Origin of the sequence: Calothrix sp. PCC 7507, from assembly GCF_000316575.1 — a bacterium.
In the GTDB taxonomy this organism is placed as follows: Bacteria; Cyanobacteriota; Cyanobacteriia; order Cyanobacteriales; family Nostocaceae; genus Fortiea.
This window is the reverse complement of record NC_019682.1, coordinates 5,978,313-6,000,093: the sequence shown is the minus strand read 5'-3', so window position 1 is coordinate 6,000,093 and position 21,781 is coordinate 5,978,313. Positions and strand designations below refer to the sequence as shown.

13 protein-coding genes are annotated in these 21,781 nt (G+C 42.9%); 3 read left to right on the top strand and 10 right to left on the bottom strand.

The features are described from left to right. Window positions 1–26: 26 nt before the first annotated feature. The 6 genes from CAL7507_RS25685 to CAL7507_RS25660 form a co-directional block, all read right to left on the bottom strand. Window positions 27–2,369, bottom strand: a complete 2,343-nt coding sequence (locus tag CAL7507_RS25685; RefSeq protein WP_015131408.1) for an NACHT domain-containing NTPase — start codon at window positions 2,367–2,369, stop codon at window positions 27–29. A gap of 144 nt (window positions 2,370–2,513) precedes the next feature. Then, window positions 2,514–3,707, bottom strand: coding sequence for an EAL domain-containing response regulator (locus CAL7507_RS25680; protein ID WP_015131407.1), 1,194 nt, complete (start codon window positions 3,705–3,707; stop codon window positions 2,514–2,516). Window positions 3,708–3,780: 73 nt separating this feature from the next. Further along, the gene (locus CAL7507_RS25675) at window positions 3,781–7,032 is read right to left on the bottom strand and encodes a PAS domain S-box protein (protein WP_015131406.1); all 3,252 of its coding nucleotides are present in this window, start codon (window positions 7,030–7,032) and stop codon (window positions 3,781–3,783) included. A 160-nt stretch (window positions 7,033–7,192) separates the two neighbouring features. Then, complete coding sequence (locus CAL7507_RS25670) at window positions 7,193–9,967, bottom strand: glycoside hydrolase family 10 protein (protein WP_015131405.1); 2,775 nt, start codon at window positions 9,965–9,967, stop codon at window positions 7,193–7,195. A gap of 103 nt (window positions 9,968–10,070) precedes the next feature. Continuing rightward, complete coding sequence (locus tag CAL7507_RS25665) at window positions 10,071–11,396, bottom strand: TIGR03279 family radical SAM protein (protein WP_015131404.1); 1,326 nt, start codon at window positions 11,394–11,396, stop codon at window positions 10,071–10,073. Between the two features lie 95 nt (window positions 11,397–11,491). Beyond that, complete coding sequence (locus tag CAL7507_RS25660) at window positions 11,492–12,412, bottom strand: undecaprenyl-diphosphate phosphatase (protein WP_015131403.1); 921 nt, start codon at window positions 12,410–12,412, stop codon at window positions 11,492–11,494. A 184-nt stretch (window positions 12,413–12,596) separates the two neighbouring features. Between CAL7507_RS25660 and CAL7507_RS25655 the strand changes: the two genes are divergently transcribed. From CAL7507_RS25655 to nadB, 3 genes are all read left to right on the top strand, one after another. Continuing rightward, the gene (locus tag CAL7507_RS25655) at window positions 12,597–13,352 is read left to right on the top strand and encodes a DUF3120 domain-containing protein (RefSeq protein WP_015131402.1); all 756 of its coding nucleotides are present in this window, start codon (window positions 12,597–12,599) and stop codon (window positions 13,350–13,352) included. A 263-nt stretch (window positions 13,353–13,615) separates the two neighbouring features. Next, entirely contained in the window at window positions 13,616–14,041 is a 426-nt protein-coding gene (gene psbU, locus CAL7507_RS25650; protein ID WP_042342511.1) for a photosystem II complex extrinsic protein PsbU, read from the top strand. A gap of 302 nt (window positions 14,042–14,343) precedes the next feature. Beyond that, a complete protein-coding gene (gene nadB / locus CAL7507_RS25645) occupies window positions 14,344–16,041 on the top strand; it encodes an L-aspartate oxidase (protein ID WP_042342509.1) in 1,698 nt (565 codons plus the stop codon). Between the two features lie 74 nt (window positions 16,042–16,115). On the opposite strand, the gene CAL7507_RS25640 is transcribed toward nadB, so the two are convergent. From CAL7507_RS25640 to btpA, 4 genes are all read right to left on the bottom strand, one after another. Then, entirely contained in the window at window positions 16,116–16,385 is a 270-nt protein-coding gene (locus tag CAL7507_RS25640; RefSeq protein ID WP_015131398.1) for a hypothetical protein, read from the bottom strand. Window positions 16,386–16,721: 336 nt separating this feature from the next. Continuing rightward, a complete protein-coding gene (locus CAL7507_RS25635) occupies window positions 16,722–18,923 on the bottom strand; it encodes a CHASE2 domain-containing protein (RefSeq protein WP_015131397.1) in 2,202 nt (733 codons plus the stop codon). Between the two features lie 741 nt (window positions 18,924–19,664). Beyond that, window positions 19,665–20,648 (bottom strand): vitamin K epoxide reductase family protein, encoded by a 984-nt coding sequence (locus CAL7507_RS25630; RefSeq protein ID WP_015131396.1) that lies wholly within the window; start codon window positions 20,646–20,648, stop codon window positions 19,665–19,667. A gap of 119 nt (window positions 20,649–20,767) precedes the next feature. Next, window positions 20,768–21,616 carry a photosystem I biogenesis protein BtpA gene (gene btpA / locus CAL7507_RS25625; RefSeq protein WP_015131395.1) on the bottom strand — a complete coding sequence of 283 codons (849 nt, stop codon included), beginning with the start codon at window positions 21,614–21,616 and terminating at the stop codon, window positions 20,768–20,770. Window positions 21,617–21,781: the final 165 nt, after the last annotated feature.

Genomic DNA, 21,781 nt, shown 5'->3' with positions numbered 1-21,781 from the left:
CAATTTTTCTACCTTAGACTTAAAACTTAATAATTGTCGCCCGTCTCAAGTCCGATTTTGACAGAACTATTAACCAAAAATAAGCTATTTTCTATTGCTTGCCGCAAATTTGGCGTGACATTACTAGCACCCTTGAGGCAATCTAGCAATAATTGGTTGGCATCCCAATACTGCTGCAAGCATGACCACTCTTCTGGAGTAAAATACCAAATGTGGCCAATTTGGCGATCGCTAATCATCAGGGTTCGTAGTTTTTCAGTCCAAGTTTCTCCATGAGTTTGCCACCATATTTTTAATCCTTCTCTACTTTGATTTGTGAATGGTAGCTCGTCTTTCAGGTCTTGCAGCGATTTTTGTAAAGATGATTGCTCATGGAGTAGATGATCAAGATCGAGAGCTAAAATGAGCGCAGAAACCCGTTGGAAAAAAATATCAGCCGTCATCCCCAAACTCACAGTCAGAGCATGAGTTAGCGCTAAATCTAAAGCCAAATCAACGCCAAGATTAACAGCAATCTGATGATCCAAAGATATAGCCAATTTCTGGTCGTTAGCTAAAGGATGTTCTGGAGGCAGGGAAATAGTAAAATAAAAAGCACGCACACTGGACGGATGATAAGACTTACCGACCAAACAAGATTTTTGCCATACCCAGTTAAGAAAATTCTGCAAGTTGGCATTTGTGGTTACTAAAGCATCAATTTGTTGCTTTATTAGCTGTAACAAATCATCGGCAGGCTGCAAAATTTCTGCACTTAATAAAAAGACTTCTCGCCAGCGTTTTTCATCTAAATGAGTTATCAGTTCTTGCAGTGTTTTAATATTAGCATTAGCAACAATTTCTCGAGCAGTAAAATACTCTTGAAAAGTTAAATGAGAAAAAGAGTAAATTCCCCTAGCTCTTTCTATAAGCAATCCATGTTGAACCTCAATTGCTTTCAATACAGCACCACTCTCTAGTTCTAAAGCATCCACATCAGTTGTTACTTCAGGAAGGTAGCGTAGATAGTCAGCAATGTGTTGCCGCATTTTAGTTTCTGGTAGTAAGTAATCTCCCTGGGTAAAGGTAATTGCTGCCACATAACTAAGTAACTTGATTTTATGTAGCAATGATAAATCACGATAAACTTGGTCTCGTTTAATCCCCCTGGCTTCATCCCAGCGTACTAATAATAGTTCTAATCCTTTTCTATACAATTCAGATCTTGCAGCAGGAAAATCCTCTAGGAACTGAAATAATAAACAGGTAAGATTAAGTAAAATTGGTGTAGATGCTAACTCTAAAAATTGTAAATTTTCGGCCAGTTCTATTTTTTGCATAAACTTATTTGCCAAGGCTTTTGCTTCCATATGCGAGTTCTTGGCGACAGCCAAAAACCATTTGTTAGCAAAAGCAGCAATTTGAGTTTTGGTAAAATCTGCAATTTCTACTTCAGTAAATCCATGAAATTTATAATTTTGGGCAGCAATACGGCACGTAATAATTATCCTAATTTTGTAAAAAATATCTAGAAAATACCGAATACTTTTAATAACTTCATCACAATCCTCTCCAATAACTTCGTCTAAACCGTCTAGTAAAATCAGAGCTTTTCCATGAGAAAAAACTTTAATCAGTTCTTCCTCAATCACACCAAAATTACAAAAATATTCATAGATATAGCTTAATAAACTAATTTGCTTCCGACCTCTAGTATCCTCAGCAAAGTTTTTTAAACTGATGAAAATTGGTAGACAATCTGGCTGGAAAAATCCCTGATTACAACTGATAGCAATTGATTGCAAAAATGTAGTTTTACCAGAGCCTGGTTTTCCCAGCACCATCAGTTTAGAATATTGTACAAAAGCCTCTATCCCCCAAACCCGTTTTTGACGAACTTTACCTAATCCAAATCTATCAAATTCATTAGTATCGAACTTTCGCAAATCCGTAGTTTCTACCCATCTTTTACTAGTCATTTCTTCCAGAATATTGACATCAACATAAAGGTCATTTAATCCAATAGGTTGAGCAATATCCAAAAGATGCAAAGTACCGCACTGGGCTTGAATCTTATCATAATGAGCCGCCCGCAGCTTTTTGACTAAGATATCAATATCCAGAGTATTATAAGTAGGCTTGTCTAAAGGTTTTAATTCATCAATAGCAGATTTTTGGGAGATTTCTGATGGGTCTAGCTCTAAGATAAAGCAAATCTCATTGAAAGCTTGACGGTCAATAGGCTTACCAGTAAAAAACTTCCAAATGGGCTGACGAGTTTCTAAACCTACTACAGTAGCTAAATATTCTTGTGTCCAACCTTTGCGCTTAAAAGCCTGTTTGGCTTTTCTAATACCTTCATCTGTTGCTTGAAGTGATCTTTTTACCATTCTCCTGATTTTTATTTGCGTGGATCAGCACTTGTTGTTTAAGAGCATGTTTAAAAAGTTTCCTTCTCTGTCATGCTGAGGAACGTACCCCAAAGCTCCACTCAGAATGACTTTTTATGCCTTCCAAGACTTTTCAAATATCCTCTAAAAGAAGTTTTCCAACTCTGCTGCTGATAATGGACAACTTAATAGAGAACCTTGCACAGCATCACAATTATTTTTCCGTAAAAAAGACAAATCTGCTTCTGTGTCAACCCCCTCAGCTACCACCTGTAATTTAAGACTATGAGCCATATTAATCAAGGATTTAGTAAATTCTGATTTTTCCTGATTTGTCGCAACGTTGTGGACAAAATATTGTCCAATTTTCAAAGTATTAATGGGTAATTCTTTGAGATTTATCAAAGAATGATAACCCATACCAAATTCATCAACAGCGATGCTTACACCCAGAGATTGCAATTTAGTCATGGTACTGATTGCACTATTAACATCTTGCATAATTGCACTTTCATTAAGTTCTATTTTTATATCTTGAGGTGCTAAATTATAGGTTTCTAAAAGTTCAATTATTTGGTGAATGAAATTTGGTTTATTTAAAAGAGTTCCAGACACATTAACAGCAATAGTTAAAGGAAAAATTTCTACATAATTTCGCCATCTATTAATTTGCTCACAAGTAGTTTTTAACACCCAGTTATCTATAGAAATAATTAAACCTGTGGATTCAGCTAAAGGAATGAATTCAGCAGGAGAAACTAGACCTATTTCAGGACTTTGCCAACTTAATAAACTTTCGGCTGCAATTATTTTACCGGAAGAAGTATCTATAATTGGTTGATAAGACAACTCAAATTCTTGAAAAATTTCTTCTTGGATAACGCGCGATAAATTCATTTCTAATAACTGCATTTTTGGCGATAATGTTTTAAGTGCAGTTTGAGTTGATAATAAATATTTTTTTAAAGTAGCTTTTTTTTCCAAGCGGTTCATAATCGCACTTAATAATTCCGCGCGAGTAAATGGCTTAGTGAGATAGTCATCTGCACCCATGTCCATGCCTTGACGAAAGTCAGATTTAGCGGATTTAGCAGTTAGGAAAATGAAAGGAATTGTGGACATTATTGGGTCTTGACGTAATATTGATAACACCCCATAACCATCAATTTCTGGCATCATCATGTCACACAAAATTAAATCTGGTAATTCAGAAAAGGCTAAGTTTACTCCTATTTTTCCATTTGCAGCCGCAATAGTATCAAAATCCTCAGCTTCAAGTAAATCTAGAAGATTTTCACGGACTAATTCTTCATCTTCAATAACTAAAATTTTAGGCATAATTCACCTCTGTTTGTCATTTGTTATTTTTCATTTGTCATTAGCTATTTCTCCCAATACCCAATACCCCATTTCACTTTAATGGTAGGGTGACAGTAAATGTTGTCCCAATGCCAAGCTGACTGGTGACGAAAATTTCACCTTGGTGGATATCAACACAGTTTTTAACAATTGCTAATCCTAATCCAGTACCTAAGATATTTCCGACATTCTGGGCGCGATGAAATGATTCAAAAATATCCGGTAGGTCTTGTTCGGGAATGCCAATTCCCTGGTCTCGGATTTGAAATATTGCCTGTCCATGCTGACAACCGAGAGTAAACTCGATGGTGCTATTAGCCGGAGAATACTTGATTGCATTCGAGAGTAAGTTACAGAGAATATGTTCAAGTAACTTATTATCCATGTTGCATGTCATGAAATCAAATTCACTAGTGAAAGAAATTTGGTGCTGATTATTGAGACTCAGTTCCAGGTCTTCCACTAAATGACGGCAGTAAGCCACTAAATCGAGAGATGTTGGTCTATAGTCTAGTATTCCCGTTTCTGCCTTGCCCATAAACAAAACATCATTCAACATTTCAGTCATGCGTTTGACGGCGCTTTGAATGCGATGCAGGTGAGTGAGTTGTTTTTCCTCCGTCCATTTGTGGCGGTAGTGTTCTAGTAACTCAGAGGAAGAAAGGATAGTACTTAATGGGGTGCGGAATTCGTGGGAAATCATGGAAATAAAACGAGATTTGAGTTCTTTTTCGGTTTCTAGTGCTACTCTTAGGTCTTTTTCTAATTGTTTACGTTCAGTAATATCGGTTTGGATACCGATGTAGTGGGTGAGTTCACCATCAACGTCGCAAACAGGAGAAATGTTTAACTGGTTCCAAAACAGGCTGCCATCTTTACGGCTATTACGTAAAATTACGGTGCAATCTTGTCCTGTTTGCATGGCCGTGCTGAGTTGTTGTAGTTCTGGTTGCTTGATATCAGCATGTTGTAACCAACGACGACTTTGCCCGATGACTTCTGCTGCACAGTAGCCAGTCATGCGCTCAAAGGCTGGATTAACATAGATAATTGGTTCATCTTGCATCCTAACATCAATAATCACAATGCCGTTGCTACTGGCAGCGATCGCCCGATCACGCAGCCATAAATCTGATTCTGCCTGCTGACGCTGGGTGATATCAGTATGGATACATACTTTACCGATAATTTTACCAGTAACATCCTTAATTGCATCAGAACGGAGGTCAATTTGGACAATGCCACCACTCCGCGCTCTCATCGTCGTTTCACCGCGCCATGACTGCCCACTCATCACAGTAGCCAATATTTGCTCACACTGTTGGGGCTGCTGAAAAATCACTGTTGCTCCCCCAGCAGCTTGTAATTCCTCTAAGGTATAACCGTATATTTCCACAAATGCCGGATTTACATAAATACACTGACCTTGACTGTCAGCTATAACAACGGCATCACTAGTACTTTCTATAGCTTTGCGAAAGCGTAACAAAGACTCTTCTACTAATTTACGCTCAGTGATATCGCGATCCATGCCACGATAGCCACGAAATTTACCTTCAGTATCAAAGATTGGCTCTCCACTGGTTTCAAGAACAACTAAATGGCCATCTTGATGAATGTTAATGTTTTCTAAACATTTAAATGGTTGTTGTGCAGCTGCTATTGGTGCAAAAATGTTAGCAACACGTCCACCCTCTTCCGGTGGCATTAATTCAAAGAGGGTTTTGCCAATAATTTCTTGTGGTGTGTAACCCAAGATGTCTCGTACTTTGGGGCTAGCATAAGTGTAAACAGCATTTTCATTAACTTCCCATACCCAATCACTGCTGGCTTCAACTAAGTTGCGGAACCTTTCTTCACTATGTTTCAGCGCTGCTTCGATAAGTTGACGCTTAATGCCAAAAGCAATTTCATCGGCAGCAATTTCCAAGGCTTTTAAGGTAGATTCCGTGAGTTCTTGGCGAGAAAACATTGCCATTACTCCTAGTGTTTCCCCTTCAACAATCAGGGGATAGCCAGCAAAGGCAATCATCCCTTCTCGTTGCGCCCAGTCTTTTTGACTAATTCGAGGATCGGTGAGTACGGAGTTGGTTAAATGGGGTTTACCCTGTTGAGCAATCAAACCAATTTTGTATTCACCAACCGGAATGCGTTGATGATACCCATCAATATGGGTGTAGATTCCCGAACTGACTTGTAATTCTAGTACATTCTCCTGTTTGTTTAACATCCAGATGCGAGCAAAGGCAGCATCAAGATGTTGGACTACAGCCTCAGTGCAGCCATGCATTAAGTCTTTTAAGCTATGACTCTGGGTGAGAATTGTATCGACATCGGCACGAAAGTCAGCTAGCCGGACGCGCTCTGCTAAAGCTTGCTCTATGAGTTTGCGATCATGAATATCTGTGTTTGTGCCAAACCAGTTGACTATTTTTCCTTGTTGATCATACCAGGGTAAAGCGCGTACTAAATGCCAGCGATAGGTATTGTCAGCGGCTCTGAGCCATCGGGATTCGATTTCAAAAGTTTCCCCTGTAGCTAAGGATTTTTGCCACGCATCCAGACATTGAGGTAAATCTTCTGGATGTTTCCATTGCTGCCATTTCCAGTCAAGTATTTGTTCTTTGGTACAACCAAAGTAGTCGAGGAAACGCTGGTTAACATACTCAATGCTACCATCTGCTTGCGCTATCCATACTTGTTGTGGTATGGTTTCGGCTAAAAATCGCCAGCGCGCTTCGCTTTGTTCTAGCTCTTGTGGCGCTTGCGGGCGATCGCTCATTTCATCCACTAATTGCTGGTTGATTTTTCTGAGAGATTGTGTGCGTTTAGCTACTCGCGCCTCTAAATCCGCTTGTACTTGCTGAAATTCGGTAATATCTATACTGGTTTCTCTTAACTCTGCTTGCAGTGCCTGACAAATACTTTCAGCGGTGACTGTACCAACAAGTTGACCTTGCTCATCGACAACTGGCAGTAAATCCAACTGATGCTGTTGCATCAGTGATAATACTGTTTTTAAATCTGCAAATTCAGACAGTTGTAGGGAGATGCTGTAGGCGTGCATGACTTCACACATCTGAGATGTTTTCAAGTCAACCCCAGAAGCGACAAGCTTGACCACATCTCGCTCTGTCAACCAGCCCACTATTTGCGAAGCCGATCCAACTAAAGCACTTTTGCCCGACTTTGCCATGAGCGCGATCGCTTCTAATACTGGCGTTTCCGGCTCGACCGTCAACGGCGAAAAGTCAATTATTGACCTTAAGCAGGTTAGCCAAAGAGGCGGAGGAAAAGCTTGCATAAAATGGGTATGGGGAATAAAGAATGGGCAGGGGGCAGGGGAGCAAGGGGCACACTTTGGCTACGCTCAGTGTCCAGGAGGTAGGGGGCATTAATTAATTCTCGCTCATCTCCCTCATCTCCCTCATCTCCCCCACCTCCCTCATCCCCCTGCCTCTTCCCTAGGGACGCAACAGCACGCGCCGTTCGCCGTAACGTAAAAGTCTTTCTATAGTGACAAGACGATTTTCCCACGCTTTGACTTGATAAGGATTTTCTATAGCCTCTTCACGCATCCATGCTCTAAATTGAGTTTGGAACCTAGTCAAAGAGCCTCTCGCTGTTAGTAACTGGCTAGCTGAAGGCGAAGTCGCCAGCTGATTTAAAGTATTTTGTAAGACTTCCGTCTGGATGTTAAATTCTGAAATTGTGGTAGCAGACATTCGCATCTGGTCGTTTTGCAAAACAAATTTCCATTCCCTTTGCAGGGCTGCATAACGAACAGCAGCAGTTTGAAAAGGCTGACGGTGAGGAATAGGTTCACTCGTTGTTTGTTGCAGCTTGCCTTGGGTACTACTAAAGAGCTTGTGTAGCTCGTTGTTCAAATTTTCAGCGGCAAAGAGTGCGTAACCACTAACTGGTAAGTCCCTCACTAACTGCAGTTGATCAAATGCTCCCACAGTTGGCAAGGAAAGCAGACGAATTCCCGGCACTAATAAAGTAGATCCCAATTTTGTAGACGCAATCCAAGGTTGCGCCAGTCGTTGGAAACGAGAAGTATCTAAGGCATAAGTCATCGGCACAATTAAATCTATATCCCCTCGCCTCGCCCAAACTTCCCAGTGCTGTTGGATTTTCTGAATTCGTTCTATTTCTGGGAGGGGAAATACAGCCACCGACAAAATCAAATTTGATTGCTTTTGCCGCAAATGCTGGGAAACTTCAGCAACAAAACTATCAATTTGCTCGGTACGAAAGGCTGTCCATTTTTGCCACATTTCCCGGTCGTTGGGAGAAATATTCAGAGGATCTACACCAGTCAATTGCTGAAATTTTTCTCTAGAGGCTTTGCCATAGCCGTAAATTTTGCCTGCGGCTGGGTCTTGGAAGGGATAGCGAATGTAGTCTAACTGTAGACCATCTACCTGATAGCGAGTGACTATTTCTTCATACAGCTTGATGAGGTATTGCCGGACTTCAGGATTAGCTGGGTCTAAAAATGGCTTGGTCTGACCGACGGGAATTATGTTGCCACGGTTATCATAGTTTGCCCAATCGGGATGGGCGGCTAGTACTGGCCCTGGATAATCGGGGTTGACGTTGATAATTTCATTGTGACGCTGATTACCAGCCGCAAAAGCCCAAACCCAAGCATGTAATTCCATACCGCGTGCATGGGCTAATTTAACCCCGACGGCTAATGGGTCCCATCCCTGAATTAACGGGTTTTGTTGCGGCGCGACTTGACTTGGATAAATCGGATAACTAGCGTTGACAGTTTCAAAAAAGACAGTATTGATTCCCGCCTGGGCCAGGCGATCAAAAATCTCCGCTAACCCAGCCTCGCTACCAGCGCGGACAATTGTCCCCCGATCTAACCATACTGAGCGGATTTCTGGCTGGGCAATTCTGCGATCTAGGGGGAACTGCTTCCACAAACTTGCTTTGGCTGTGAGCCATTGCTGACGGGCTAAAGCATAGTTTTTTTGGGCAATCAACTGGGGTAAGTTTTTGGCAATTTCCCTGGACTGGGCGATCGCTTGTTCTGTGCTGATGACTGGTATACCTGTTCTGCTAGAAATCAACTCAGAACGCTCTACCTTTAAAGCACGGGGGGTTCTGGTGGTGACTGCACCCCTATTAGAAGGAGACACTGAAGCAGCTAGATGGGCGCTTTCCACCCGACCAATGAGATTTTCTAGTTCTTGCTGGAGGGCGATCGCTTGGCTGCTATCAATGGGTGCGCCAGAGTTGGGTACGACATCTAGACGCACTGCTTGTTCTAATTGGTCAATTGCTTCAGGCGATCGCTGGGGTGCGACTCTCACTAGGGGTCTGGGTTGGGGGGCTGTGGCAATTCTAGTAGTTCTAGGCGGAGTGGGAGCAGGAATAGCAACGCGAGGACGCGGGGATATCGGTAAAGCAGAGTTATTTTCTGCCCCCTTCACCGTAATAGCCGCCACTGTAGTACTACAGCTTTCCGAACCTCCGGCTATTTTCTTGTTGCCATTTGACGACGCATTCAAATGATGATTGAGGCTAGCTTTTAACCATGCACTATCTAGATCTGGTGCAGATGCTGTGTCTACCCCCCAGCGCCAACCCAACAAAGTGGAGCGTTCAGTAGTCACGACTGCAGCGGGACTGTCTTGGGAATTCCAAACCGCAGCAGCTTGACTGGAAGCATCATCAGGAACGACAACGCCACCATGTACTTTGCCAAAAAGGCTGTTTTGGTTAGCCCATTCCTGTGTCTTGGTTTTGGGGGATTGTAACTGTTGCGTTTGCTCGAAACTGAATCCCCAATAGCTTCCCAAGAGGGTGCGTAACAACTGGCGGACTCCTGATGCAGAAAGACTACCTACAGGGCCGCTAGCAATTAAACGCCCGCCTTTGCTCATCCATTCTTCGAGGGCGATCGCTTGTGCTGGTGTAATTGTCTCCACATTTGGCAAAAACAATACCCGGCGATCGCCCCAATCTGCCGCACTCTTCACATTCCCTAGGGGAATCACACAATATTTCACCCCAGCCGCCTGTAAACGGTTGGTAATCCCTACCCATTGATTAACATTTTCTTGGCTCTGTACTATACTCAATAGCGGTTCTTCAGTTGCCGCCATTGCTGGTAAAACAGCAAAGCTATTTAAAAGTAAAAATTGCAAATTAAAAATGAAGAATCCGGCTTTTTTAATTTTTAATTTAATAGTTTCACTTCCCTTTTCCTGATTCTCCACCAGTCACTCCTCACTTAATTATTTAGTTAGTCAAGAGTCCAGGGTCAAAAGTCAAAATTTTATGGTTGTAACACTTGACTCTTGACTCTTGACATGTTTTCGTTTAAGCAATACAAGCATTGATTAATTCAGTAATTCCCGCTACTGGAAGGATTTTTGTCTTCAGTTGACGGGCTACGTCTTCAATACTCATATCATCTAAAAATATCAATTCACCATGTTTGAGCATGACATTTGGCAATAAGATGCCATCGCCTAAATCCTGCCCTTTTAAGTTTAAAAGTAAATCATGCCCAGTCAGTAGGCCAGTTACACTGATATTTTGTCCCCAATAATCGCTAGATAAGGCCTGCATATTGATTTCTAAGCCTTCGACGGCATTTAATTGCTTGAGGATTGGTTGAAATGCCTTCTCAACTGCGTTCCCCACTACCCAAGTTAATTTTTTCCTGGGATAAATTTTGCTTGGGAGTAATTCAGCGGCGGTGGCTGCAAACTGTTTGAGAAATAAACGAATAGAACCAACCCCGTTATCGATTTGGGGATATTCTTCATATTCGGATTCTCTAGGTAATTCCTCCCCTGCAATCAAAAACCACTCATCAGCTAACCAAACAACGTTGGAACCTGACTTTTGGCGAAATTCTCGCGATAGCGATCGCACTTGATAAATCACTTCTTGGGCTTTTTTCGGTGTCACGGGAATGAGTTCGTCTTGTTCTGGGCGAAATCTGGTTAAACCTACTGGTACTACTGCCACGGATGCCACTGCTGGCACTTCCCCAGTATAAAATGACGCTAAATCACGTAGCGTTTGTTCCAGATGTATGCCATCATTTACACCTGGACAGACAACTACTTGGGCGTGAATTTGTAGGCGTTTTTCCTGAAACCACTTGATTTGTTGTAATATTTGTCCGGCACGCGGATTTTTTAGTAGTCTAATTCTGACTTCGGGTTCCGTAGCATGAACGGATACATATAAAGGAGATAGCCGCATTTGCTCAATGCGTTGCCATTCTCTTTCTGGTAGATTGGTGAGGGTCAGGTAAGAGCCATATAAAAAGCTCAGACGGTAATCATCGTCTTTTAAGTACAAGCTGGAGCGCTTACCTGGAGGTTGTTGGTCAATAAAGCAAAACGGACAGCGATTATTACACTGGATTAAAGCATCGAATAGGGCATTGTCAAACTCTAGCCCTAAATCTTCGTCATAATCTTTTTCGATTTCCAGGTGATGGATTTTACCCGTAGCATCTAAAACTTCTAGTTCTAAAACTTCATCAGCGCATAAAAATTGATAATCAATTAAATCGCGGGGATGTGTACCATTGATCGCAACGATCGCATCCCCCGCCTCAAAGCCGATTTCAGCAGCTATGGAATCAGGTAATACTCTAGAAATTAAGGCAGGACGGATTGTAGTCATGTGTTAAGGGTCAAGGGTCAAAGGTCACGGATCTATATTTTCACTCTTGACTCTTGACTTTGGACTCTTGACTTTGGACTCTTGACTTTGGACTATTAACTATTTTTCAACATTCCGGCAGCGATCGCACTAAGTATTGTCGCCCCAAATGCCAAGCGATACCAAACGAATACCCAAACGCTTTTAGTTTGAAGATATCGCAACAACCAGGCGATCGATATGTAAGAAAATACAAAGGCTGATAAGGTTCCTACCAGTACCACTGCTAAGTCAATTTTGCCTAGCGCTTCTTTAAAAAATTCATATAACGTAGCAATTGTCAAGGTGGGAATCCCTAACAGAAAGGAAAATCTCGCGGCTGTCTGTCTCTCTAGTCCTAAAAATAAAGCGGTTGTTAGAGTTGAACCAGAACGGGATACACCCGGTACTAAAGCCAGCATTTGCCCAAGTCCAATCAGCAATCCATCGAGAATGGTGACGGCGTTAAAATCCCGCTTACGACTGCCAACTTGTTCGGCTGCACCTAATAGAATTGCCATGACAATGGAACTGATAGCGATCGTTGTCATGCTGTTAATTGAGGAATTCTCATCATTTAGCGCCTTTTTTAAGATGAATCCCCCCACCAACGCAGGTATAGTACCTATTGCTATCCCTACCAATAATTTCCATTCTTCTCGCTGCCAGTCTTTTTGGTTAATAGCCTGCCAGCCTCCCGTGAGAATTAGTTTAATATCTTGCCAAAAATAAATTAAAACTGCCACTACACTACCAAATTGAATTGTGGCGAGAAAGGCTTTTGATCCTAGTGTTTCCCAATGCAACGCTTTGCTAAATACCTCTAGATGGGCGGTGCTACTAATCGGCAGAAATTCTGTAATTCCCTGCACAATCCCCAGAATAAATGCCTGAAACAGTTGCTGTATCAGGTTAACTCCACCTGAGGTTACAGCTTCTGGGGTTGCCTGTAATAGTAATTGCGGGAATAGCACCCCCACTGTTGATATTGTTGCCATTAACCAAACTCCTCTAACAGATAATGTATTTTTGCAAACTATCCAACTTTACGTTGCTGTAGTCAGTTTTTCCGGGTGACATCTAACCTACGCAAAATCCAGGTAAAATAAAAATGCCCACGGGGGGGATTTATACATGTGATATCTTAAATAAAATAAAGTTAAGTAACAAATATTAAAAACTTTGATTAATAATACGTTGTCCTCTTACAGCAATTTGGATGCAATTGACATTAAACAGAGAACTATCAGGGAGTTAGAGTCTACACTCACCGCATCGCCCTCTCTTCCCTTCTCTAACTCTTCCCCACAAGCTTGGTTAGTTTTAGCAGCAGCAGTATTTTTGGTGTCAGTGCCAGTATTTATTGAAGCACCACTAGTGCGATCGCAACCCAGTCTCTGTTTAGCGATGACAGGGTTTTGGGTGTTTTTCAGCTTTAATCTCATGTCACGTCCGAAAACTTATATTTGGGGTGATTTGCTCTTTGGCTTTAGCTGGAGTTGGTTAGCAGGCGCGATTTACTGGGGCTGGTTACGTTGGGAACCCTTATGGCATTTGCCAGTAGAATCTCTAGGGCTACCCTTTGCTTTTTGGTGTCTAGCCAGGAATTGGGGCAAGGTAGGTAACTGGTTTTATTTAGGATCTTTACTGGGTACAGCTTTAACTGACGTATATTTCTACTTGGTAGGCTTGATGCCCTATTGGCGGCAAATCATGCGAGTAGAACCAGATGCCGCAGTAGGAGTTCTCCAAAATGCTCTCATAAAAGTAGACACCCCTTGGGGCGCAGCTTGGGCAGTAATTCTGGCCTTAGTGTTGCTAACAATCGGGATTTTGCCTCTGGGAAGAAACCAGCGTCACTGGTATGCCTTTAGTGGAGCGGTTTTGAGTACAATTTTCGTAGACAGTTTATTTTTGTTAGCTGCTGTTCTGGCCTGAGTTGCTCAAGCCACTCCCCATGCTGTTGTGCAACTAATTTTGATAAAAGTATGACCAAACCCAGCAACAGCAAATATTGTGGATATTAATACGCTGTATATTAGTTTTTGATGACTGCTGTGTGTTGATTAAGCGATCGCTTTTCGTCCTTTGTCCTTGGGATTCTCACAAATGACCACTGACTAATGACCACGGATGGCTGTGAGCTTAAAACTTTTATTTTCATTTTGATGGAATAAGGGAGAAAAATCGTGAAAGGAATCGTGAAAGGATTGGTGCGTTTATTAACAGTGTTTAGCTTGTTGCTTGGTTGCTGGGGATGGCTGGGAACCACTCAAATAGCTCAAGCGGCCAATTTCAATAGTCTGGCTTTGCCTCAAATCCCAATTCTCGCAGTTGGGCAGAATCGGGCAGATGCCAAGCTAGGAACGGAATTTGGCAAAAAAGTTGATTTGAATAATACCAACGTTCGAGCTTTCCAACAGTATCCAGGACTATATCCCACCCTGGCTAGGAAAATCATCATAAATGCTCCTTACAAGAAGGTAGAGGATGTACTGGATATTCCCGGATTGAGCGATCGCCAAAAACAAACTTTACAAGCCAACTTCGATCACTTCACTGTGACAGAACTAGAATCTGTCTTCAACGAGGGAGATGATCGTTTTAACAATGGCATCTACAGATAAATCAGTTGCTCGCACTGAGCGAAGTCGAAGTGTCAGTTTTATTCCTTGGTTTAAAGTCCCTCATCAATTGGTGGAAGCACTAGCTGGGTAAGGTGTTACAGCAAACTATAGGACTGATAACTGTTGACTGTTGACTGTTCACTGAATTTAAACCCACACCTGATTCTAGGTAGTGGGAAGTAACATCAGAGATAGGGGTGGGCAAAAAGGCAGCAAGGAGATCAGGAGACAAGGGAAATATTCCCCCTCCCCCCCTCTCTTCCCCCTCCCCCCTCTATTCCCTTCCCCCCCTCTCTCTTACCTTGTCTCAGAATATAGATATTCCTAGCCAATTTGATGTCTTAGTCGTCGGTGCTGGTGCTGCTGGACTCTACACAGCGCTTTGTCTGCCCGAACACTTACAAGTCGGCTTAATTACTAAAGAAACTGTTTCTCTATCTGCTAGTGATTGGGCACAGGGTGGAATTGCTGCCGCGATCGCCCCGGAAGATTCTCCAGCTTTACACATTGAAGATACAATCCGCGCTGGTGCTGGTTTGTGCGATGTCGCAGCTGTAGAATTTCTGGCCCAACAAGCCCCTAGCTGTATTAAATCTCTAGTCAACTTGGGTGTAGCTTTTGATCGGGATGGTAAAACCTTGGCTTTAACTTTAGAAGCCGCCCATTCCCGGAATCGTGTTCTCCACGCCGCTGACACCACAGGTAGAGAAGTCACAACTACTCTCACCGCCCAAGTTCTCCGCCGCCAAAATATTCAAGTTATTCAGCAAGCTTTGGCGCTGAGTTTGTGGATTGAACCCCAAAGCTCACGCTGTCAAGGAATTAGCCTATTTTATCAAGGTAAAATCACCTGGGTAAAAGCTGGGGCGGTGATTCTCGCTACTGGTGGTGGTGGCCAAGTTTTTGCCCAAACCACTAACCCAGCGGTGAGTACAGGCGATGGAGTAGCGATCGCCTATCGAGCAGGAGCTATCCTCCGTGACTTGGAATTTGTCCAATTTCACCCTACCGCCCTCACTAAACCCGGTGCAGATCGCTTCCTCATTAGTGAAGCTGTACGCGGTGAAGGCGCACACCTCATCGACAACGAGGGGCGACGTTTTGCCTTTGACTACCACCCCGCAGGTGAACTCGCACCGCGAGACATAGTTAGTAGAGCGATTTTCAGCCATTTACAGCAGACATCTGCCGATTTAGCTACAGCTCATGTGTGGTTGGATATGCGCCCCATCCCCGCCGACAAGATTCGTCACCGCTTTCCTAACATCGTTAAAGTTTGTCAATATTGGGGTATTGATGTCTTCAATGAACCAATTCCTGTAGCCCCCGCAGCTCATTACTGGATGGGTGGAATTGCCGCAGATTTGACAAATCAGACGAATATTCCTGGTTTATATGCAGTGGGAGAAACTGCAAGTACAGGAGTGCATGGAGCTAATCGCCTAGCAAGTAATTCACTGTTGGAATGCATTGTTTTTGGCGCACAGATGGCTAATCTACAGGATGAAGCCATCGGGATGAAGGATACAGTAGAAGCATCAGCATTCTCCCTGCATCCTGCTGAGTTCACCCTTTCTCATGATGAGCAGCACACCCAACAAGCACAGCTAGAAGCATTACGGGAGAAGTTACCGCGCTTAGTGTGGCAAAGTGCAGGGATTTGTCGGGAACAGTCAGGATTAGAAATAGCGATCGCCACTGTTGCGTCTTGGCAGCACGATTTCGCAGCCTTGCCGTTGAGTCAATTTTTACTATCTTTAAATCCCGCAGCACCAGCTAACATAGACTTACCAGATGTTGAACGTCAATTGCGACTTTGGGCAGAAACCCGCAATTTACTAGACATAGCAGATTTAATTCTCAAGAGTGCTGCTTTTAGAACCGAAAGCCGCGGCGGACACTACCGACTAGATTACCCCCAACCAGACCCCGATTGGCAAGCCCACACACTCATACAAAATCACCATTGGTGGAAATCCCGTCTGAAGTCTGAAGTCTGAAATCTGAAATGAAGAAGCCTGTACAGTAAGCTATTTAGCGTTTTTTATAGTGGTTTTATTTGCGTCTTGGTGTACTAGCGAGTGCCACTACCATTTTGGCTGTCAGGTCCGCCATAATTTGGTGGTACATATACGTCTTTTACACTCCCAGAATTAGCCTTGGGAGTAGCTAACTGTTTGCTGTTAGCACTGCTAAGGCTTTTAGTCGTCACAATGGTGAGATTTTCTGTAGAATCAACAATTTTTGGGACGATCACGTAGATACTAATACACAGCACTAGAGCGCTGGTAATTCTTAACCTAGTATTCATAAGCCTCGGTAAATGCCCTGTTTCGGTTTTCATGCAACGCTTTTTCTCATTTTCGGTAACTTTACTTACATTTTCCCAAAAAATATTAAATTTTAATTAATTTTTTGCAGCCAGTACCAAACTTGCTGAACAAGAAGCAGCTTTTAGTAGCTCACATCAAAAGATTCAGATTTTCAGCAGTGAGAATAATAACCACTTAAGTGATAGTACTTAGGCTATGTTTTTAACATCGGTCTAAAGTTAGAGATTTTTATGCACTACCACCAGCAAATTCACTCAATCCGCAATTTTTTATAAAATCTTAATATTTAAGCAAGTAACTACTATAACAATTCTCAGTTAACTGATAACTGTTAACTGATAACTGATTTACGCAAACTCATAGCGGTTTTTACCAAGATGTTTGGCACGATACATCGCATGATCTGCTTGTTTAAGCAAAGCTTCACTGTCTTGACTGTTGAGTGGGTAGACACTAATGCCAATACTGGCAGAGACTCTGGTGGTATATCCGTCCAAAACAATTGGCTCAGTGATAGTGCCTAAAATTTTCTCAGCGACTTTAGCAGCTACTTGGATGTTGGGAATTGCCCGTAAAATTACGGTAAATTCATCGCCACCTAAACGAGAAACTGTATCACTACCACGTAAAGAGTTGCTGAGTCGCTGGGCAATGGTAACAAGTAAGCGATCGCCCAACTCATGCCCTAGGGTATCATTGACTTGCTTGAAGCCATCGAGATCAATAAACAGCAGTCCCAGTAATAAATTGTTACTCTGTGCCCAATGCAACGACTCATAAAGTTGTTCTGCAAAAAATTTGCGATTGGATAAACCCGTGAGGGGATCATGATAGGCCAGATAGCGCATGTGGTCTTCTTTGCGCTTTAATTCATAATTGGAGCGATACAAATCAGCAGCAGTCTGCTTAAGTTGTTCTTCCATCAGCTTGCGTTGAGTGATATCGCGGATCACTCCCACTAAAAAGAAATTACCAGCTGCATCTTTGTGGAGCGATCGCTTAGTAGCAATCAAATGGGTTTTACCATAAGCATCAGTAAATTCTTCTTCGTTTTCCTGGGGTTGCTGAGTCTGAAAAATCAGCCGATCTTGTTGGCGAAACACATCAGCTTCATGTTTCGGGAAAAATTCATAGTCTGACTTCTCAATTAACAACCCATTTGGATAACCGATGAATCGACAATAAGCCTCATTTAAGACAATCCACTGATGTTGTTCATTTTTGACGAAAATAGGATCAGGAATTGTATTGATTACCTTATGCAAGAACTCCTTGGAGCGTTTCATTTCTTCTTGCATGTAAGCAATGTAACAAATAATCCAAATAGCTGAACTCCCAAAGGTGAGTAGCGAAGGAATAATTGGTATCCACCAGCCAGACAAAAAAGCTACATAAGCACTCAGCAATAAAAACAAGCAAAACAGCAAGATGCTCAAGATACTCTTTGTTGGGCGTTGCATTCGCCACGCCGTCATCGCTCCCAAATAAGACCAAGCGAAAATCCACAGGTATTCTTGTAACTTAGACCAAACTTTGAGTAATGGTCGTCCTTCAAGAGCTGATGAAATTAACTCGCCAATAAAATAGGCTTGTAGTTCGATACCAGAAATCGGCTTGGCTGTACCTATTAGCCGACTGGAGTGGGGAATGAACACAAAATCCTGGAGACTAGGAGCGGTGGAACCAATGAGAATAATGCGATCGCTAATCAAGCTTTTTGGCACTCTGTCAGCTAGCACATCCCTCATTGATACCTGGCGATAAGCACAGGATTCTGTGGATGGACTTTGACAACTTGGTTTGGGAAAATTAGATAAAATCTGATAACCTCTGGCATCAGCTCCCACATAAGCCCCATCTTGAGACCGAAAACGAGTAAACACAGCCTTCCCCAACTGTAGATACTCAGGGTTGCTGGCGGCTGTTTTAGGAGTAATTCCGTAGGACTTTAAATACAGTAAAGCCAGCTTGAGCGCAAAACTCTCGTGCGCCTGATTATCAATGTGCCAATACAGCAAACTGCGCCGGATTTTACCATCCGGATCAAACAACACATTATTAAAACCCACTTGATCCAGCCGATTCAGCACTGGTGGAGGTGAAACGTTGGCATTCTTATTATTTGCCAGTTGTTCAATGCCAATTAAGTTAGGTGTAGATTGATAGAGATTCACCAAATCCTCATAACCAGGCTCTACTGGCAAATCTCGATAGATATCTAGACCGATAGCACGGGGATTTTGGACTTTTAACTTTTGCAATAACTGGGCAATAACACCATCCGGAATCGGCCATGAACCAACTTGGCGCAAAGAAGCCTCATCAATCGATACAATAGTAATCCGCTCTTCAGGCAGTTCATGTGGACGTAAGCGAAACAATTGATCCAATGCTGCCAGTTCTAAAAATTGCAATAATCCAATAGAGCGCAAAAATAAGATGCAGATTACAACGCTGGAGGCAGTAATCAATTCCCTGTGTCCTCTACCAAGTGATTGCTTCAGTCCAAAAATGAACTTCACAAGACACTTGCCTAGCTGCTTACTCATTCCCATTACCTAGTAGGGAGATTCTCTATTTCTTGTAGCTATTAACTACGTGGTACATATAGCCTATGGACTAGTACCGCAAGGCGGAAGTCAAAAGTCAAAAGTCAAAAGTCAAAAGTCAAAAGAATTGTATTCCAAGCTCTTGCGCCATTTGAAATGGTATGTTCATTTACGCCGCGCTGTACTAGTTATATTCTGTCGTTAAAAATTTTTTCCACTCAATTAGGTTCCTCCGGAAACACTTGGGTAGTTCTGATGTATTACTCTTCATGACATTCATTATCCGATCAAATGACAACTGAAACACTCACGCCTGACAACACAAGTTAAGTATAAATATTGTTTACTAAGAACATAAGTATTTTTGTAAGTATATTTAAGGTGAGTCAAGTCCTAAAATCTTTGTAATCAGCATTTACACATAGATATTCTTCTATAGATAAGTAAGACTAGCTGAACGCCACCGAGTTGAGATAAATTTATTTTTCTTTACAAAATAACTTTGACCACAATAAAAAACTCCATGCCACTTGCGGTACGGAGTTTTTGGACATGGGGAAGAAGCTTTGAGTCTGGTAGTGGAGTGACAAGCCTAAAATAACGTGAGTTCGACAGACTTTGAAGAACCCCGCTTCCATCCCTCTCCTCGCATCGGGAGAGGCTTAAAAACCTGATGATTGCGTAGATGGTGCGTTAGCCTCCGGCATAACACACGCTACTGGAAAAACCTTTTTCAGGTAATTACTTGAAGTACTGGAAGTTACTGGGTCCTTTGTAATCTGAAACTTTTGCTAGTTCCGTCAAATTTTGCACTCCACTATAACTTTTACCGTTAATAATCCAAGTGGGGTAGCCTTCGATTTTTGCGGCTACACACACATCTTTGGGAATGCGTGGGTTGTCAGCAGAGACACAATCTGTACTATCTAGTTCACTGTAGGCTTCTTTACCAAAAATTAGCTTTTGTTCATGACAGTGAGGACACCACCAAGCAATATATTCCTTAGCACCGATTTTTTTCAGATGACGTGCTAGGGCTATCTCCGCCTCACCAGAATTAGTGGTGATTTCCCAACCCACCCCTGGTTTAGGCTCTTCTTTGGGAGTAAAAGAAATTTTACCGGGTTTACTAGAAGTTGATCCAGATGTGCTAACTGATTGATTCACACCAGCATAAACACCCAAAGTACCAATCAGTGTCACCATGCCCACAATGAGGGCGGTAAAAAAGATTTGTCCGATATCTTCCCAAGTCCGACCGATAATTGTCAGCACCAAAAGACTTAAAGAGAAGAAAGCCGAACCCAGACAGTAAGGGCAAAGGGCTTTGATTTGGAATGCTAGCAAGTACATCAGGTAGCCGCTGAAGACAGACATAGCGATCGCACCCGCCAACAGTAGCAACCAAGTCCAGTTTTCTAACTGCGAGCGTAACTGACTGTTTTGCTCTCGGTTAACTGCCAAGGGTGCTAAAGCCAGTACTACCATACCGGTGTAGGCCAAAAACCCAAACAAAGCTAATGGCTGACCAAAAACCGTTGCCCAAGGACTGGAAAGCACATCATTACAGCCTTTGACACCAGCCTGTGCCACACAAGCTGCACTGCGTCCTGTTAACTTTTCTATAGCCAGATAACCTGTTGTCAGGGCACCAAGCCCAGCGATCGCGGCAATCAATGGCCTCGACCATTTATGAATCCAAGGAGTAGAACGGCGGCGAATCATAAACTGTGAATGAGGGATGAGGAATTGGGGGACTGGGGATTGGGGATTGGGGCATAGTTCACTCCCTCATCTCCCGGTTGGTGAGCGAAGCCAAACCACATCTCCCTCATCCCCAGTCCCTAAGAATGTATAGTTACTGAGGAAATTGATTTAGTTTCACTCTTAGAGTTCCAACTCCGACGAGCGGCTTCGACAAATTGACTAACACGAATTGGGTCAATTGGTTGCTCTATCCGACCGTGGCGTTTCAGGGAACTGGAAACAATGACACCATTTGCTGCCTGCATCAGTGTAGCAATATTTTCCCAATCTGCCCCACTGCCAATGAATACTGGTGTAGTACCTGCAGCCCCGCTAGCTAGTTCCAAATCTTCTACATTCGGGGGGCTACCAGTAGCCCAACCAGAGAGAATCACCGCGTCTGCCAAACCCCTTTCAATCGTATCTTTGACGGCAACGGTGAGATTTGGTGAACTTAAAGGACGGGCATGTTTCACCAACACATCGGCAAAAATTTTGATATCGCTGCCTAACTCCCGGCGATAACGTAGTAGTTGATGGGCTTCCCCTTCAATTAATCCTTGATCTGTCGCCATCACCCCTGTAAGGACATTGACACGGATGAATTGTGCTTGCACACAGCTGGCGATCGCCATTGCACTTTGAGCATCATTCCGCAAAACATTTAAGCCCACAGGCAAAGTCACCAAATTCTGTATGCGCTGCACCACCACAGTCATCGCGCTTACAACCACCGGATCAACGCGATTTTTGGTAAACGGCGCGTCGAAAAAATTCTCTACAATAATACCGTCAACGCCTCCACTGGCTAGAGCTGTTGCTTCTTGTTCGGCACGGTCAATTACTGCTTTTAAACTGCCTCCCCAACGGGGCGAGGTAGGCAGTGGTGACAGATGAACCACACCAATAATCGGGGTTCGAGTTTTAAATATCTGATATAAGTCCACGTCAATTATTGTGAGGGGTGAGGAATTAGGCGCTAAGGGCTAGGGTTTCGGGGTTTGGGAATGGGTAACGGGAACTGGGAATCAGCGCAACTGCCCTAGTACAACCAGCCCCTAGTACAGAACGGCGGAAATAAAGCTACCATTTCAAATAGGCACAAGCCTTGA